The 12,193-nt window shown below is 69.5% G+C and carries 13 protein-coding genes and 1 riboswitch; of the genes, 6 read left to right on the top strand and 7 right to left on the bottom strand.

Annotated features, from left to right (window positions below):
* Nucleotides 1-158: 158 nt before the first annotated feature.
* Together BKA16_RS19355 and BKA16_RS19350 are read left to right on the top strand one after the other, a co-directional pair.
* Nucleotides 159-1,142 carry a TauD/TfdA dioxygenase family protein gene (locus BKA16_RS19355; protein WP_183372197.1) on the top strand — a complete coding sequence of 328 codons (984 nt, stop codon included), beginning with the start codon at nucleotides 159-161 and terminating at the stop codon, nucleotides 1,140-1,142.
* Between the two features lie 43 nt (nucleotides 1,143-1,185).
* Nucleotides 1,186-1,950: an enoyl-CoA hydratase gene (locus BKA16_RS19350; protein WP_183372196.1), complete on the top strand. Its 765-nt coding sequence runs from the start codon at nucleotides 1,186-1,188 to the stop codon at nucleotides 1,948-1,950.
* Between the two features lie 3 nt (nucleotides 1,951-1,953).
* Here BKA16_RS19350 and BKA16_RS19345 read toward each other — a convergent pair whose 3' ends face one another.
* Nucleotides 1,954-2,490, bottom strand: a complete 537-nt coding sequence (locus BKA16_RS19345; RefSeq protein WP_183372195.1) for a hypothetical protein — start codon at nucleotides 2,488-2,490, stop codon at nucleotides 1,954-1,956.
* Between the two features lie 110 nt (nucleotides 2,491-2,600).
* Between BKA16_RS19345 and BKA16_RS19340 the strand changes: the two genes are divergently transcribed.
* Both BKA16_RS19340 and BKA16_RS19335 read left to right on the top strand, forming a co-directional pair.
* Nucleotides 2,601-3,743 (top strand): histidine kinase, encoded by a 1,143-nt coding sequence (locus BKA16_RS19340; protein WP_246371827.1) that lies wholly within the window; start codon nucleotides 2,601-2,603, stop codon nucleotides 3,741-3,743.
* A gap of 27 nt (nucleotides 3,744-3,770) precedes the next feature.
* Entirely contained in the window at nucleotides 3,771-4,409 is a 639-nt protein-coding gene (locus tag BKA16_RS19335) for a response regulator (protein ID WP_183372194.1), read from the top strand.
* An 88-nt stretch (nucleotides 4,410-4,497) separates the two neighbouring features.
* Here the strand turns inward: BKA16_RS19335 and BKA16_RS19330 are convergent, their stop codons facing one another.
* Nucleotides 4,498-4,830 (bottom strand): hypothetical protein, encoded by a 333-nt coding sequence (locus BKA16_RS19330; RefSeq protein ID WP_183372193.1) that lies wholly within the window; start codon nucleotides 4,828-4,830, stop codon nucleotides 4,498-4,500.
* An 89-nt stretch (nucleotides 4,831-4,919) separates the two neighbouring features.
* A riboswitch (guanidine-III (ykkC-III) riboswitch) is annotated at nucleotides 4,920-4,983 on the top strand.
* 12 nt (nucleotides 4,984-4,995) lie between these two features.
* Here BKA16_RS19330 and BKA16_RS19325 point away from each other — a divergent pair.
* Entirely contained in the window at nucleotides 4,996-5,310 is a 315-nt protein-coding gene (locus BKA16_RS19325) for an SMR family transporter (protein WP_183372192.1), read from the top strand.
* A gap of 89 nt (nucleotides 5,311-5,399) precedes the next feature.
* Here BKA16_RS19325 and BKA16_RS19320 read toward each other — a convergent pair whose 3' ends face one another.
* The 5 genes from BKA16_RS19320 to BKA16_RS19300 form a co-directional block, all read right to left on the bottom strand.
* Complete coding sequence (locus BKA16_RS19320; RefSeq protein ID WP_183372191.1) at nucleotides 5,400-5,609, bottom strand: CsbD family protein; 210 nt, start codon at nucleotides 5,607-5,609, stop codon at nucleotides 5,400-5,402.
* A gap of 138 nt (nucleotides 5,610-5,747) precedes the next feature.
* Nucleotides 5,748-6,242 (bottom strand): MarR family transcriptional regulator, encoded by a 495-nt coding sequence (locus BKA16_RS19315; protein ID WP_183372190.1) that lies wholly within the window; start codon nucleotides 6,240-6,242, stop codon nucleotides 5,748-5,750.
* 23 nt (nucleotides 6,243-6,265) lie between these two features.
* Nucleotides 6,266-7,132: a 3-hydroxyisobutyrate dehydrogenase gene (gene mmsB, locus BKA16_RS19310; RefSeq protein ID WP_183372189.1), complete on the bottom strand. Its 867-nt coding sequence runs from the start codon at nucleotides 7,130-7,132 to the stop codon at nucleotides 6,266-6,268.
* Nucleotides 7,129-8,304 carry an acyl-CoA dehydrogenase family protein gene (locus BKA16_RS19305; RefSeq protein ID WP_183372188.1) on the bottom strand — a complete coding sequence of 392 codons (1,176 nt, stop codon included), beginning with the start codon at nucleotides 8,302-8,304 and terminating at the stop codon, nucleotides 7,129-7,131. Before BKA16_RS19305 ends, mmsB begins: the two co-directional genes overlap by 4 nt.
* A 61-nt stretch (nucleotides 8,305-8,365) precedes the next feature.
* Nucleotides 8,366-10,744 carry an acetyl-CoA acetyltransferase gene (locus tag BKA16_RS19300; RefSeq protein WP_246371825.1) on the bottom strand — a complete coding sequence of 793 codons (2,379 nt, stop codon included), beginning with the start codon at nucleotides 10,742-10,744 and terminating at the stop codon, nucleotides 8,366-8,368.
* Between the two features lie 165 nt (nucleotides 10,745-10,909).
* Here BKA16_RS19300 and BKA16_RS19295 point away from each other — a divergent pair, with 165 nt between their 5' ends.
* Nucleotides 10,910-12,184: a condensation domain-containing protein gene (locus tag BKA16_RS19295; protein ID WP_183372187.1), complete on the top strand. Its 1,275-nt coding sequence runs from the start codon at nucleotides 10,910-10,912 to the stop codon at nucleotides 12,182-12,184.
* Nucleotides 12,185-12,193: the final 9 nt, after the last annotated feature.

Raw genomic sequence — 12,193 nt, 5'->3', positions numbered from 1 at the left:
ACCTGATCCCGTGATTGACTGAGGTCACCGAAAAGGTAATCCCGCAATATCCGCCGGCGGATCTCGAATACGAGAATGTCTCATTGATTCCGCTGTTTTCATTTCACCCGCTCCCATGGCCGGGGTGTATTTCCGGCTGCCCGATGAAAGGCGAGACGATGACTGTCACTTCCATTTCCAATTCCACCGATCGTGATCTGGCCGTGCAGGCGGTGTACGCCGACGCCGGGATCACCGTCGACAAGCTCGGCGAGCACATCGGCGCCCGTATCGGCGGCGTGAGACTCGGCGGCGACGTGCCCGCGGCACAGGTCGAGGCGATCCGGCTGGCCTTGGCCGTGAACAAGGCGATCGTGTTCACCGGTCAGAACCACCTCGACGACGACACCCAGTACGCGTTCGCACAGCTGCTCGGCGATCCGACGCTGCCGCACCCGACGGTGACCTCGCGGGGCGATCAGCTCCTGACGATCGAGGGCGCGGCCAACAGCTGGCACACCGACGTCTCGTTCGTCGACCGCATCCCCAAGGCTTCCATCCTGCGCGCGGTCAACCTCCCGACCTGGGGCGGCGCCACCACCTGGGCGTCGACCACCGCGGCCTACGACCAGCTGCCCGACAGCCTCAAGGCGTTCGTCGACACCCTGTGGGCCAAGCACACCAACTTCTACGACTACGTGACCAACGACGTCGACATCGACGACACCGAGGCCGGGCGACGCGTGGTGCACTACGAGGAGTTCACGAGCAAGGAGTACCAGACCCTTCACCCCGTGGTCCGGGTCCACCCGGAGACCGGCGAGCGGACGCTGCTCCTGGGACACTTCGTGAAGGAGTTCGTCGGGCTCAAGCCGGCCGAGTTCAGCGCCGTCTACCAGCTCCTGCAGAACCGGATCATCAAACTGGAGAACACCTTCCGCTGGAACTGGAGTCTCGGCGACGTCGCGATCTGGGACAACCGGGCCACTCAGCACTACGGCATCGCCGACTTCGGTGCGCAGGAGCGCAAGCTGCACCGCATCACGCTCGCCGGAGACGTCCCGGTGGGTGTGGACGGGCGCGGCAGCGAGATCGTCACCGGAGACGCCTCGCACTACTCGGTGATTGAGGAGCCCCGGCGCCTCGACGTCTTCGGGGACTGAGAACCGCCTGCGCGAACGCACCGGTCGGGCCTACCCTCGGGCCATGAGTGTGATCGCGGCATGCACCGACGGAATCGGCGTCCTGACGCTCGACGACGAGAAACGACGCAACCCCCTGTCCCTGGCCACGATGCGTGAGGCGACGGCGGGGTTGCGTCGTCTTCATGAGGACCCGCGGGCCCGGGTGATCGTGATCGAGGCGCGCGGTCTCGCGTTCTCCGCCGGGCACGACCTCTCGGAGATGGTCGACCGCACGCTCGACGACGAACGCGAGATCTTCGCGGCCTGCACCGAGCTGATGGCCACCGTGCACGCGGTGAGGCAGCCGGTCGTCGCGCAGGTGCAGGGCATGGCGTTGGCGGCCGGCTGCCAGCTCGTGGCGACCTGCGATCTGGCGATCGCCGCCGACACCGCCCGCTTCTCCACTCCGGGCGTCAAGATCGGACTGTTCTGTTCCACTCCGATGGTGGCCCTCACCCGCGCGATCGGTCGCAAGCGGGCGATGAGCATGCTGCTGACCGGCGACCTGATCGATGCGGCGACGGCCGCCGACTGGGGCCTGATCAACGCCGCGGTCCCGGCGGACCGACTGGAGCAGACCGTCGCGGACCTCGTCGCGCGGATCGCCTCGTCGAGCGGGGACACGCTCGCGATCGGCAAGCGCGCGTTCTACGATCAGATCGATCGGACCGAGCCGGACGCGTACAGCGCCATGTCGGAGGTCATGGCGACCAACGCCATGACGTGCGACGCACAGGAGGGCATGAACGCGTTCCTGGCCAAGCGAGCCCCGGTCTGGTCGTCCTGAGTCTCAGTCGCGGCCGAATGTGTACCAGATCGGGCCGGTCAGGAGCCAGATGACGGTCACCACGCCGAGCATCCCGAGGCCGCCGAACAGCGCCTCGCGTTGGGCGGTGTCGGCGACGGTGAACCCGAGCAGCCCGGTGATCGCCGCGGCGACCGCGACGGCGCCGAGCCAGCGGCCGAAGTCGGCCCACTCGTACCGGCGGCGTTCCGGTCCGGTCTTCGGCACCTTGTGCGGGACGGGACCGTCGGCGAAGCGGTGCGCGAACCGCGCGTCGGTCCACGCGATCATCCGAGGGCCGAACATGATCGTGACGCCGAGGTAGATCGGCGCGAGGCGGTGCGCGAACTCCACCTCGCCGCCCCGCGCCAGGTCGACGGCGACGGCGACGAGCAGCACCACGTCGATCAGCGGCACGCACGCCAAGACGATCGCCGACGGTCCCGGCCTGCGAGCGAGGTACCGCAGAGCGAGGCCACCGAGGACGAAGACCCAGAAGCCGATCTCGCAGGCGGCGATGGTCATCAGGACGGGACTGTTCATATCGTCGACTCTCGCGCGAGTGCGTGTCCGTCCGCATCGGCCGATCGGTCGGCCGGGGGTCCTCCTTCAGGGGGACCCGGACGCGTCGTCGCTGTGCTGTAGTGGAGACGATGAAGTCTGTCCCGCCCGTGTCCGGTCTGTCGAGGTCGGCCGGCCTCGTCGCCGTCGGTACGTTCGCCGTCGGTCTCCTGCTGTGGGTGTGCGGCGCCTTCACGTTCTTCTCCGACCACGACGCGTACCCGTGGTACGCCAAACTCGTACTGCTCGTGGCCGCGCTGGTGATCCAGCTGTCTGCTCAGCTCCGGCCCGCGGCGGCGTTCGCGGCGATGTGCGTTCTGCTCGGCCTCGACGCCTGGTGGGGGCCGTCGCTGCCGTTGTGGATCGCGATGTCGGACATCGTGTTCTTGTGTGCCGCCCGGGGTTCGCCGACGGTGCGCCGCGTCGTCGTGGCGACGAGCGGTGCCGTCACGCTCGGCCTGGCGGTTGCGGGCGTGGTCGTCGGCAGTGTGCAGGTCGGCATCCTGATCGGGCTGGTCGGTATCGCGTTCCTGTTGTCGCCGGTCACGTACGCACAGTCGATGATCGCGGCGCGGCGGGCCGTCGAGGCGGAGAAGGCGGCGGCGATCTCACAGGCCGAGGCCGACCGGACCGCGGCGCTCGCCGACGAGCGGCGGCGGCTCTCGCGCGAACTGCACGACACCGTCGCGGGTCACGTGTCAGCCATCGCGATCCTCGCCGAAGCCGCGCGCGACGCCGCGGACCCGGGGCCGATCGTCGATTCGATCCGTTCGAACAGCCTTGCGGGCCTGGCCGAACTCCGCGCCATGATCGACGTCTTGGCCGCCGACGGCGACGAGACGACGACGGTTCGCTGGTCGTCGCTCGATCCGTTGATCGCCGCCGCCGACGCGGTCGGTTCGACGGTGACCGTCGACGGTGATCCGGCCGGTCTGCCGCGGCGGACCGAGGCGGTGCTGACGAGGATCGCGGGGGAGGCGCTGGCGAACGCGACCAGACATGCGCCGGGCAACCCGGTGTCCGTGCGCGTCGAGGTCGATGTCGATCACGTGCGGTTGACGGTGAGCAATCGGATCTCGGCGACGCCGCGCGGCGCCGGGCGAGGCTCGACGAACATGGCGATTCGCGCGGCGAGCGTCGGCGGGCGCGCCGAGGGGGGAGCGGTCGGGCGGGTGTGGACGGTGACGGCGACGATTCCGAGCAGGGGAGACTCCCGAGCGGGGGAGACTCCGTGACGAGAAGGCGACGATGAGAGGGAGACGATGAGCCGAGTCAGGGTGGTGCTGGCCGACGACCACGCGGCGGTCCGCGAAGGACTCCGCATGGTGCTCGAGGCGTCCGGGGAGATCACCGTGATCGGGGAGGCCGCCGACGGCGACGCCGCCGTGCGCCTGGCGAACGAGCTGCGTCCGGACGTCGTCCTCATGGACGTGCGCATGCCGAAGGTCGACGGAATCGCGGCGACCGCGGCAGTCACCGAGCAGACCGACGTGCGGGTCCTGGTCTTGACGACGTTCGGTCTGGACGACTACGTCCTGGAGTCCCTGTCGGCGGGCGCCGCGGGATTCCTGCTGAAGACGGCGTCCGGCAGGGAGCTCGTCGACGGGACCCTGCGGGTCGCGGCGGGCGACGCCGTGCTCGACGCCGAGGTGACGCGCGTCGTCGTCGACGCCATGCGAGGGCGTCCCGCCGTCGCCGGGCCGGACCTGGCCGAGCTCACCGACCGTGAACGCGACGTCTTGGCGGGTATCGGGGCGGGACTGTCGAATGCACAGATCGCTCGCCGTCTCGACATCGGGGAGTCGACCGTGAAGACGCACGTGTCCCGCGTCCTGATGAAGCTCGACGCACCCTCGCGCGTGCAGGCCGCGGTCGTCGCCGTCCAGGCCGGCCTCGTCTGAGCGGTCCGCACGCGCAGGCCCCCCGTTCTTCGCCGGCCGCCTTCCCGCGGAGATCCCCACCGCTACCCGCCCGGCGGAAGAGGACCCGCTACTCCACGGGCTCTCCGAAGACGAGGAAGCGGACGGTTCGCCGCGGGTCGACGTTGTCGGCGTTGGCGCGCAGCGCGTCGAGCTCGGACGCGTACAGACTGTGCACACGATCCGAGGCGCCGTCGTCGACGACGATCGCCCACACGCCGCCGTCGGTCGCCGGGGCGGGATCCGGTCGCGTCGGTCGTGGTTCGCGAATCGGCTTGTCGCGCAGCTGGCTCTCCACGAACTGGCCGACCATCCGGCGTAGTCCGTCGGTCGCCTCCCGCGTGAACCAGTCGATGTCGTCGGGCCCGATCGGCCCGCGACCTCCCTTGTCGGGTCCGGTCATGACAGCACCTTTCGTCGCTCGCCCACCATGGTGACCCAATCCACCGGCCGCCGCCATTGACCGGGCGCCCGGACTGGGTAATCTGGTCGACGTGGCCGCATCGGCGGCCCCGGACGAGCCCGCCGTACCCGGTCCGCGACAAGACGGTGGAGACTGGAGTCTCCCGTGTCCTGGATCGTGCTCGTCATCTCCGGACTCTTCGAAGCCGTATGGGCGACGGCCCTCGGCAGATCCGAAGGCCTGCATCGTCTTACACCGACCATCGTATTCGTCGTCGGGCTGATCGTCAGCATGGGCGGCCTGGCCTATGCGATGCGCGACCTGCCGACCGGCACCGCGTATGCGATCTGGGTCGGTATCGGCGCCACCGTCACCGTCGCGTACGGAATGCTGACCGGGGCCGAATCGGCCAACGTCCTCAAGATCCTGTGCATCGTCGTGATCGTCGCCGGTGTGATCGGCCTGAAACTGGTCTCGTGACGCCCTGAAACCGGTCTCGTGACGCGACGACGGCCGCCGACCGCGTGGTGCGGTCGGCGGCCGTCTCGCCTGATGCTGTCGCCGCGGCGTCAGCGGTCGGTGAGCTTGTCCTTGACGGAGTCGATGCCGTCCTTCACCTTGTCGGCCACCTCGGTGACCTTCTCACGAGCGGCAGCGAGACCCTGATCGGCCTTACCTTCGTTCTTCAGGTCGTCGTCGCCGGTTACCGCACCGGCGGCCTCCTTGGCGCGCCCCTTCAGGTCGTCGGTCTTGTTCTGCGCGTCGTCGGCGATTCCCATGTGTGAAGCCCTCCCGTGAAATCGTGACCGGCCCAGAGCCCTGGGCCGCGTCGCCCGTCTGGGCGACACACTCGACGGTACCCGTGTTCGACGGATCGTGCCGGGATAGCTTCCCGACGGGCCGAACACTGGACGCGTTCAGAAATCGCCGTTCGTGTGTCGCAGGGTGCGGATGGCCTCGACCATCGCGCGCGACTGGTCGGCGGGCATCCCGATGTCGGCGAAGACGGCGTTCAGTGCGATCGTCGCCTTCTCGACGAGTTCGCGGCCGTCGTCGGTGAGGGCGACGAGGGTGGTGCGTCCGTCGGTCGGATGCGGTCGGCGTTCCACGAGTCCGGCGTCGACGAGACGTGCGACGGCGCTCGTCGCCGACGACACGTGCACCTGGAGCAGGTTGCTGGCCTTCGAGATGGGAAGTGCGCCCTGGCGGCTGAATGCGAGCAGGCGCAGCAGCTCGAATCGAGCGAAGGTGAGCCCGAACGGCTTGAGCTCCGATTCGACGCGCGCCAGCATGATCTGATGCGCGCGCATCACCGAGGTCACGGCCTCCATGCCGTCGGCGGTCGCGCCGCCCCACCCGGCGGACTCCCAATTGGAACGGGCCCGTGCGATCGGGTCGCCATCGTCTCGCACGGCCCACTCCTCGTCAGATCGAACTACTTCAAAGTCTCGATTATGGCACTGAAGTCCAGATGTCCGTTCTCGGCGGCGAACGCCGAGTAGATCTCGGCGGCGTGCGTGCCCAGCGGGGCGGCCGAGCCGGTGGACGAGACCGCCGCCATCGCCAGGCCGAGGTCTTTGTTCATCAGGGCCGTGGCGAAGCCCGGCTTGTACTCGTTCTCCGACGGTGCGGTGGGCACCGGGCCGGGAACGGGGCAGTTGGTCTGCAGGGCCCAGCAGTTGCCGGTCGCACCGGTCACCACGTCGTACAGGGCCTGATCGGACAGACCGAGCTTCTCGGCGAGCACGAAGGCCTCGCCGACGGCGATCTGTTGGACCGCGAGGACCATGTTGTTGCACAGCTTGGCGGCCTGGCCGTTGCCGGTGCCGCCGCACGGGACGATCTTGCCGGCCATCGGTTCGAGCACCGGGGTCGCGGCCGCGATCGAGGCGTCGTCGCCGCCGACCATGAACGCCAGGGTGCCCGCGGTGGCGCCCTTGACGCCGCCGGACACCGGGGCGTCGACCTGCAGCATGCCCGCCGCGTTCGCCTGCGTGTTCACCTCGCGGGCGTCCTCGACCGAGATGGTCGACGAGTCGATGAACACCGCACCCGGCTTGGCGTTCGGGAGCACCGACGCGTACACCGACTTCACGATCGCGCCGTTCGGCAGCATCGTGATCACCGCGTCGGCGTCGACGACGGCGGCCTCGGCGGTCTCGACCGCGGTGACCCCGTGCGAGGCCGCGGCGGCGACGGCGTCGGCCGACAGATCGAAGCCGACCACCTGGTGGCCCGCCGAGATCAGGTTCGCGGCCATCGGACCGCCCATGTTGCCCAGCCCGACAAAAGCGATCTTCATCGTGATTTCCTCTCGTTCGTGACGCGGGCGGCTTCGGCGCGGCCGATCACCATCCGCATGATCTCGTTGGTGCCTTCCAGGATGCGGTTCACGCGCAGATCGCGGACGATCTTCTCCACTCCGGTCTCGTGCAGGTATCCGTACCCGCCGTGCAGTTGCAACGCCTGATCGGCGACGGTGAAGCATGCCTCGGTGACGAAGCGCTTGGCCATCGCGCAGAGTTCCACCTTGTCCGGGTCGCCCGCGTCGAGGGCCTCGGCGGCCCGCCACAGCATCAGGCGCGAGGCCTCCAGGTTCATCGCCATATCGGCGATCGTGGCGCGGATCGTCGGCTCGTCGATGAGCGGGGCGCCGAACGCCTCGCGGTCGGCGACGTAGGCGACGGCCTGGTCGTACGCCGCCTGCGCGCCGCCGAGCGAGCACGCCGCGATGTTGATGCGGCCGCCGTTCAGCCCGTTCATGGCGATCGAGAAGCCGGTGCCCTCGCCGTCGGGCCCGCCGATCATCTGGTCGGCGGGCACGCGGACCTCGTCGAAGACGACCTGCGCGGTGGGCTGGTTGTGCCAGCCCATCTTGGCCTCCGCGGGACCGAATGAGAGCCCCGGTGCGCCCTTCTCGACGATGAACGTCGAGATGCCGCGCGGGCCCGCGTCGCCGGTGCGGGCCATCACGACGTAGACGTCGCTGACGCCGCCGCCGGAGATGAACTGCTTGGACCCGCGGAGCACGTACTCGTCGCCCTCGCGGCGCGCCGACGTCGACAGTGCCGCCGCATCCGAACCGGCACCGGGCTCGGTGAGGCAGTAGCTGGCGATGAACTCCATGGACGCCATCTTCGGCACCCACCTGCTGCGCTGCTCGGATGTGCCGTACGTGTCGACCATCCACGTGCACATGTTGTGGATCGACAGGAACGCGGCGGTCACCGGATCGGCTTTGGAGAGCTCCTCGAAGATCCGGACGCCGTCCAGACGTGTCAGACCGGAGCCGCCGGCGTCTTCGCTGGTGTAGATTCCGGCCATGCCGAGTTCGGCGGCCTCCCTCATCTCGGCGACGGGGAAGTGCTTGGCGGCGTCCCACTCGAGCGAGTGCGGGGCCAGACGTTTGCGAGCGAAGTCGCGCGCGGTGTCGACGACGAGGGAGTCGTCGTCGTTCAGAACGGGATAGGGCATGTGTAGAGGATAAACTTGGAAGTCCAAGTAATGCAATAGGTCGGATGTCCAAGTATTTGGGTCACCGCCCGGTCCAGCGTGGTGCGCGCTTCTGCACGAACGCCGTGACGCCCTCCATCGTGTCGGGGCTGACGAGGATGTCGTCGAGCACTGCCAGGCTGTCGCGGACCGCGGTCACCGTGTCGGGCGTCGAGTGGGTCTCGCGCATGGTCGCGATCGACGCTCGGACGGCTGCGGGCGAAGCCGCGAGGATCTCGTCGGCGACGGCGCGCGCGGTGGTCAGGACGTCGCCCCGCGACGCGATCCTCGACACGAGACCGTGGGCGAGCGCCTCGTCGGCGGTGAGCCTGCGTCCGGTGAGGATCATGTCGCGGGCCAGGGCGGGCGGCAGCATGCGGGGGAGTCGGACCAGGCCGCCCGCCGCGGCGACGAGGCCGACCTTCACCTCGGGGAGACCGAAGGTCGCGGTCTCGTCGGCGACGATCACATGAGCGGCCAGCGCGATCTCCAATCCGCCGCCGAGTGCGAAACCGTTGACGGCGGCGATGATCGGCTTGGGCAGCTCCCGACGTGCGGTGAGTCCGGCGAAACCGTTCTCCGGCATCGACAGTCCGCCGCTGCTCGCGGTGGAGGCGAGGTCGTTGCCGGAGGAGAAGGCCTTGTCGCCTGCCCCGGTCAGGATCGCCACCCACAGCTCGGGGTCGGCGAAGTACGCGTCGAACACCGCGTCGAGTTCGGCATTGGTCCTCGGACTGATCGCGTTGCGCGAGTCGGGACGATTGATCGTCACCTCCAAGACACGGCCGTCGCGCCGGACGATCAGATCCTGATACTCCTCGGCGAACCCGACCGTCGACAGCGGATGGCGGACGTCGAGCTCGGCGCGCGACAGGGCGACGACGTTCCGGGTCGCCGACGACCGTGCATAGACGGTCCGTCCCACCGGATCCTCGTTGCCGCACAACAGGTCCAGGAGATCGTCGCCGTCGGCCGCGGCGATGAACCGCGTGCCGTCGTAGAGGCGTCCGACGACGGTGCCCGCGCGGTCGTCGCGGTCCGGATCGAGCACGGTGAACGACTCGATCGTCGCGCGGCCGTCGGCGTACCGGGTCAGCGGGACGCGCGCCGCGGCGTCGAGCTCGTGCTGCACGGCTGCCGACGTCGACGCCGGCCACGGTGTCGGCGCGGTCGAGTACACCCCTACCGAGTACTTGCTCAGGATGCCGCCGTTCGCCGCGACCAGACCGAACGAGCCGGGTGCGCGCCGCGCACGGTGGACGATCTCCACGATCGCGTGCATCGAGTAGTCGTTGCCCGGTCCGCCGAAGAACGGCAGTCCGCCGGTCACCGTGAGACCCCGCGGATCGTCGGCTTCGAGACCGAACGCGTCCGCCACGTTCGACACCGCGATCGGGAAGCAGCTGTACAGGTCGAGTGCGGCGACGTCGCCGAGCTCGATACCGGCCATGTCGAGGGCCGTGTGCATCGCGGCCGTCGCCGCGGGCGCCCGTGACAGATCGGGCCGCTCCATCATCGGGGGTTCGCGCAGATCGGAGTAGCCGTGGACGAAGACCCAGCGGGACGGGTCGATTCCGGCCGCGCTCGCCGCTCCGGCGGACATCAACAGCACGGCTGCCGCCTGATTCACTTGGTCGCGGGAGACGAGTCGGCGCGTGTACGGAACACTGACCCGGCGATTCTCCTCGGTGGGCACCGCCAGATCCGCGGCGGAGAGGACCTGGCGGCTGGCCGCGTGCGGATTGGCCGCCGCGACCTCGGTCATCGGGGCGAACAGGGCGCCCATCCCGGCCGCGTACTCGGCGCGTGAACGCCCGAGTCGGTGTCGTCGGGCGTTCTCCAGAATCGAGTACTGCGCGATCGGCGTCATCACGCCGTGTCGTACCTCGTCGACGGAGGTGAGGCCGGCGATGCCGTATCCGCGGTCCTCGAGCGGGCCGTCGACGGTCTCGGTGAAGTCCGGCGGGTTGTCGTGCTTGCGCGCGGCCCGGACCGTCGAGATGACCTCCGCGCCGAACAACAGCACAGCATCGGTCGCACCCGCTGCGATCTCCGCACCGAACTCACCGACCAGGTGTTGAGGGCTCTGTCCGCCGGTCACCTCCTCGACCGCGCGGCGCGGGTTCATCCCGGTCCGGGCGGCGACCGCCCTGGGCATGTTGTTCGGACGGCCCAGCGGCGACGACGACGCCGGACTCGACTTCTCGAACGAGCGCACCGCGGCTGCCACGTCGACCAGTGCGGCCACGCGGTCGGCGTCGACGCCGGTGTCGGCGAACGCCGCGCGGACGGCATCGGCCGCCAGGTCGGCTTCGCCGAGCATGCGGTAGTCGGGATCGTCGAGGCGCTCGGACGCCTGTCCCGCACCCACGATGACCGGAGTGGTGGGATCGATGCCGCCGGGAAGCATGAAGTCAGCCATGTCCGCACATTATTCCCACGTTGCCATCCGTCGATGGCAACCAGGGGTGTCGGTACGCTGATCGAGTCGAGACCCCACGTCGGTCGAGCGGAGTCGAGACCTCGCGCCGGTCGAGCGGAGACCTCACGCCGGTCGAGCGGAGTCGAGACCCCGAAAGGATCCGTCATGCACACGATGTCGCCGGCGGACGCCGCCATGTTCTGGGCGGCGAGGGTCGCCGACAACGACCAGTTCCTGCTGTTCGCGTTCGACGACGTCGGGCCGGTGAGCGACGACGAGATGATCGGCGAGATCCGTCGTCGCGCCGCGGGGATCGCAGATCTGCAACTCGGTGTCGCAACGGTGCCCGGCGACCTCGACTTCCCACGATGGGTGCCCTCGACCGTCCGCGGCGACGCCGTCGTCGTGCACCCGTCCCCGGGCGGCTGGGCCGCGTGCCTGGACGCGATCGCCGGACTCGCACGCACCCAGCTCCGCGAGGACGGCTCGCTGTGGCGCGTGCACGTCTTCGGCGACGTCGCGCGCGACGACGGTCCGATCCGGGTCGTCGTTCTGCAGATCTCTCATGCGCTGGGCGACGGTCGACGGGCGACGGCGATCGGACGGGCGCTGTTCGGCGGCGAGCCGCCGACACCGTCCGATGCACCGGCCGCGGTCGGCGACGGACTGCTCGCCGCCGTGCGCGGAGGGATCATGATCGGACCGCATCTCGCCCGGGCCACGGCGCACGGTCTGGCCGCGTGGGCGGCGGCCGAACCGGAGCCCGGCGCGTCGCCGGTCGCACCGACTCGTTCGAACGCCGCCCCGGCCACACGGAGGGAGCTGCGCACACTCACCCTTCCCCGCGACCGTGTCCGAATCGAGGGTGCGAGGGTGACGGTCGGTGTACTGACTGTGCTCGCCGATGTACTGCCGTCGTATCTGGACGCCGCCCCTCGCGAGGCGAGCGTCGAACTGACGCTCGGATTCGACGACGACGGTGACGATAGGTTGCCGCGCAATAGATTTCAGACCGTGGGCATCGGCCTGCACGCGCATGTCCACGAACGGGCACGTCGTGCCGAGCTGATCGGCGCCGAGGTCGCGGCGGCGCGTGGTCGTGCGGGTTCGGCGTCGCGGCTGGCGGCCCGTCGCGCGGCGGCCTCGGCGCCGGCCGCGCTCGCCTCGGCCGCTGTCCGCCTCGGCGCGGCGTCACCCGCGCCCGCGACGGTGACGGGATGGACCGTCGTCTCGTCGGTGAACCGCGGTGCGGCGGATCTGTCGTTCGGCGGCGGCGGAGTTCGCTTCACCGCGGGGTTCCCGGCGCTGTCGCGTACACACTCGTTGACCCACGGGGTGCACGGGATCGGCGACGCCGTCACGGTCTCCGTGTGTGCCGGCGGCCCCGTCGCCGACGACGTGGACGACTACGTCGCGGCTCTGGCCAGGGCGTTCGACTGATCGCCGCGC

Origin of the sequence: Gordonia humi, from assembly GCF_014197435.1 — a bacterium.
Classification (GTDB): domain Bacteria; phylum Actinomycetota; class Actinomycetes; order Mycobacteriales; family Mycobacteriaceae; genus Gordonia; species Gordonia humi.
The sequence above is the reverse complement of the archived record's forward strand: the minus strand, read 5'-3'. Positions and strand labels throughout refer to the sequence as shown.

Bases quoted from the DNA above. Each gene is read 5' to 3' on its own strand.
- BKA16_RS19355 (WP_183372197.1), top strand. From the start codon at position 159: ATGACTGTCACTTCCATTTCCAATTCCACCGATCGTGATCTGGCCGTG.
- BKA16_RS19350 (WP_183372196.1), top strand. From the start codon at position 1,186: ATGAGTGTGATCGCGGCATGCACCGACGGAATCGGCGTCCTGACGCTC.
- BKA16_RS19345 (WP_183372195.1), bottom strand. From the start codon at position 2,490: ATGAACAGTCCCGTCCTGATGACCATCGCCGCCTGCGAGATCGGCTTC.
- BKA16_RS19340 (WP_246371827.1), top strand. From the start codon at position 2,601: ATGAAGTCTGTCCCGCCCGTGTCCGGTCTGTCGAGGTCGGCCGGCCTC.
- BKA16_RS19335 (WP_183372194.1), top strand. From the start codon at position 3,771: ATGAGCCGAGTCAGGGTGGTGCTGGCCGACGACCACGCGGCGGTCCGC.
- BKA16_RS19330 (WP_183372193.1), bottom strand. From the start codon at position 4,830: ATGACCGGACCCGACAAGGGAGGTCGCGGGCCGATCGGGCCCGACGAC.
- BKA16_RS19320 (WP_183372191.1), bottom strand. From the start codon at position 5,609: ATGGGAATCGCCGACGACGCGCAGAACAAGACCGACGACCTGAAGGGG.
- mmsB (WP_183372189.1), bottom strand. From the start codon at position 7,132: ATGAAGATCGCTTTTGTCGGGCTGGGCAACATGGGCGGTCCGATGGCC.
- BKA16_RS19305 (WP_183372188.1), bottom strand. From the start codon at position 8,304: ATGCCCTATCCCGTTCTGAACGACGACGACTCCCTCGTCGTCGACACC.
- BKA16_RS19300 (WP_246371825.1), bottom strand. From the start codon at position 10,744: ATGGCTGACTTCATGCTTCCCGGCGGCATCGATCCCACCACTCCGGTC.
- BKA16_RS19295 (WP_183372187.1), top strand. From the start codon at position 10,910: ATGCACACGATGTCGCCGGCGGACGCCGCCATGTTCTGGGCGGCGAGG.